General features: G+C 46.8%; 2 protein-coding genes. Both read right to left on the bottom strand.

The genetic code is table 11. From position 1 onward, the window contains the following. Nucleotides 1-90: 90 nt before the first annotated feature. On the bottom strand, nucleotides 91-807 hold the full coding sequence (gene istB, locus J2Y43_RS33455) for an IS21-like element helper ATPase IstB (RefSeq protein WP_309993742.1): 717 nt from the start codon (nucleotides 805-807) through the stop codon (nucleotides 91-93). Next, nucleotides 797-2,350 (bottom strand): IS21 family transposase, encoded by a 1,554-nt coding sequence (gene istA, locus J2Y43_RS33450; RefSeq protein WP_309993738.1) that lies wholly within the window; start codon nucleotides 2,348-2,350, stop codon nucleotides 797-799. The genes istB and istA overlap by 11 nt, the downstream gene beginning before the upstream one ends. Nucleotides 2,351-2,620: the final 270 nt, after the last annotated feature.

The raw sequence follows: 2,620 nt of genomic DNA, 5'->3' as shown, positions 1-2,620 counted from the left end.
TGGATATTCCGTTGAAGCTGACCCCGTACCGGGCATACTGACCCCTCTAATTTAGGTTCTGATCTGAGAGATTCTGATGGGCTGACAATTTTACCGTTTTTTTCTTAAACTTTCACCTTTCAGTTCGATGCGGTAAGAGGTATGAACAAGTCGATCTAAAATCGCATCGGCGACCGTTTCCTCCCCAATCACATCATACCAGTTCGCTACGGGTAGCTGACTAGCAATAATCGTAGACCTTTTAGCGTGTCGGTCTTCAATAATTTCCATTAGGTCCATGCGCTGCTGCGGTTCTAAGCGGGTTAGCCCAAAGTCATCCAGAATAAGAAGTTCTGATTTTGAAAGTTTGTCCATAAACTTGTAAATACTTCCATCGATCCGGCTCAATTTCGTTTTCAGTAGCAATTTTTGTAGGTTGTAATACAGGACTTTGTATCCCTGTGCGCAAGCCTGATGCCCAAGTGCTGATGCTAAAAAGCTCTTTCCGGCACCTGAAGCGCCACTGATCAGAATGGCTTCACCCTTGGACAGGTAATTGCCAGTGGTCAGCTCGGTGACCAGAGAACGGTCAAGCCCTCTGGAAGTGTCCAGGTTTAATTCTTCAATGGAAGCCTGGTAGCGGAATTGCGCGTTCTTCTGTAACCGTTCAAAGCGCTGGTCACTGCGTTGCTGCTGTTCAGCTTGTAAAAGAAGCTCAAGACCTTCGGCAAGATTTAACTCATGATGTCTTCTGGTTTCCAGCAATGCTTGCCAGCTGCTGCACATGCCATGCAGGCGCAGCTCTCTAAGTTGCACTTCAATTTTCATTTTGTAAAAAGTTAATGGTAGACTGTATGTAATAATCTTTGCCCCGGATGTTATGATGTGCCGGAAGCTTTTGAGGCTGGGTCACTTCTTCCGGGTGATCGGTCATGTTGTTTTCCAGAACCTTCTGAATGAACCGGTAGGAGTAAATTCCGTTTTCGATGGCTATCTGGCAGGCCCTGCTGAACTTCTCAGGACTGCTATCTCGGTGCAGACGAAAAAGGCCGTCGCAGCTCCGGTAGAGTTGCTCGGGATACCTATTCTGCTGGAAGAGTTGCTCAACGAGAAGGTATAGGTCTTCGGATTTACTTTTGGCTCGTTGCAGATAATAATCAGGGCTACGGTCCAGATAGGCCTGGTTTTGAGAACTCAGGTGTTCTTTCACAGAAGAATACCCCCCCTTAAAATAACTGCGGATATGGACTGCGACCAGCTTGCCATGTGCATAGATATGGACCATGCTACGGGTATAAACCACCTTTACCTTCATACCCGTCAAGGTGTAAGGAACACTGTAAAAGTGCTTCATAACATAGACATGACCGCTGTGAGCAACTTTGGGTTCACAGTAGCACTTCAATTCAAAGTGCTCCTTAGGCAAAGGCGACAGTAGCGGCTTTTCCACGGCTAGGAACCGTTCCTGGCGACAGTAATCCTTACGCTGCATCCGCGTCTGGTTATGTTCGCTGACCTTTTCTTTTATAGCTTCGTTCAAGGAAGTAATATCAAAGAACTGGCGGTTACGAAGCTTGGCATAAACCCGGGTATATAAAAGCTTAACCTGGTTCTCAACCTGACTTTTATCCTTTGGTTTTCCTGCCCTTGCAGGCACTACTGACATTTGGTAATGATTGGCAAAGTCATCCAGGCTCTGGTTGATCTGAGGCTCGTAACGGTCTGCACGTATCACAGCAGACTTTAAATTATCAGGAACCAGGGCTTTAGGCACACCGCCTAAGTCATTCAGACAGCAAGAAAGGGCATATAGAAAGTCGCCAATCTGCTGGCTGGGTACTGCCATAGCGAAGGCATAATCTGAGAAAGGCAGGCAGGCAACAAACACCTGGCAGGCAATCAGTTCACCAGTTTGCTTATCAATATAATGCATCTGCTTGCCTGCAAAATCGACCATGAGCTTATCCGCGGGCTGGAAAATAAGAACCGAAGACGACTTGGCGGCAACAAGCTGCTGATATAGGTGAAAGCAAAACTGAGAATAGCCGTACCCGTGCGGAAAGGCCTGAATGTACTCTTCCCAGAGCAATTTCTTGGTTACGCCGACATCTTTAAGTTGGGCCCGGAAGTAATCAAGTTTACCCTTCAGATGCACGTATCTTGGATCTTTATAGGCCGGGTTGCCCGCATGGAACTTGCTTTCTAATGCAGGGTCTTCTAACTGCAATAGCTCCCGTGGTTCGATACTAACCGACTCCAATTTACTTAAATACGACTTCACCGTATTCTTGCTGATACCGAGCGTACGAGCGATGGCTTTGATGGAGTAGCCTTGAGAATGTAATCGCAAAAGTTGTTTAATCTGGCTCATAGGTCTTGGTTTTCCAGCCATCAGTGATCTGCTTTTAGTAATTAGAAGATCACCAAATAAACCAAAACCAGTGTTGAGAGGGGTCAGTATGCTCCGGTACGCTGTGTTGAAATCCGTTTTAGAGGGGTCAACATGCTCCGGTACGCTCCGTGCTCAACTTTCAAAGGGGTCAACATGTGCCGGAATGGCAGTCGATTCCAGCGAATCAGGCCACTTTAACATTCCAAGACATTCCGGATTTTAAGGGGTCAACATCCTCCGGTATATCCA

The sequence above is a fragment of the Dyadobacter sp. BE31 genome (assembly GCF_031457695.1).
In the GTDB taxonomy this organism is placed as follows: domain Bacteria; phylum Bacteroidota; class Bacteroidia; order Cytophagales; family Spirosomataceae; genus Dyadobacter.
The sequence above is the reverse complement of the archived record's forward strand: the minus strand, read 5'-3'. Positions and strand labels throughout refer to the sequence as shown.

Bases quoted from the DNA above. Each gene is read 5' to 3' on its own strand.
- istB (WP_309993742.1), bottom strand. From the start codon at position 807: ATGAAAATTGAAGTGCAACTTAGAGAGCTGCGCCTGCATGGCATGTGC.
- istA (WP_309993738.1), bottom strand. From the start codon at position 2,350: ATGAGCCAGATTAAACAACTTTTGCGATTACATTCTCAAGGCTACTCC.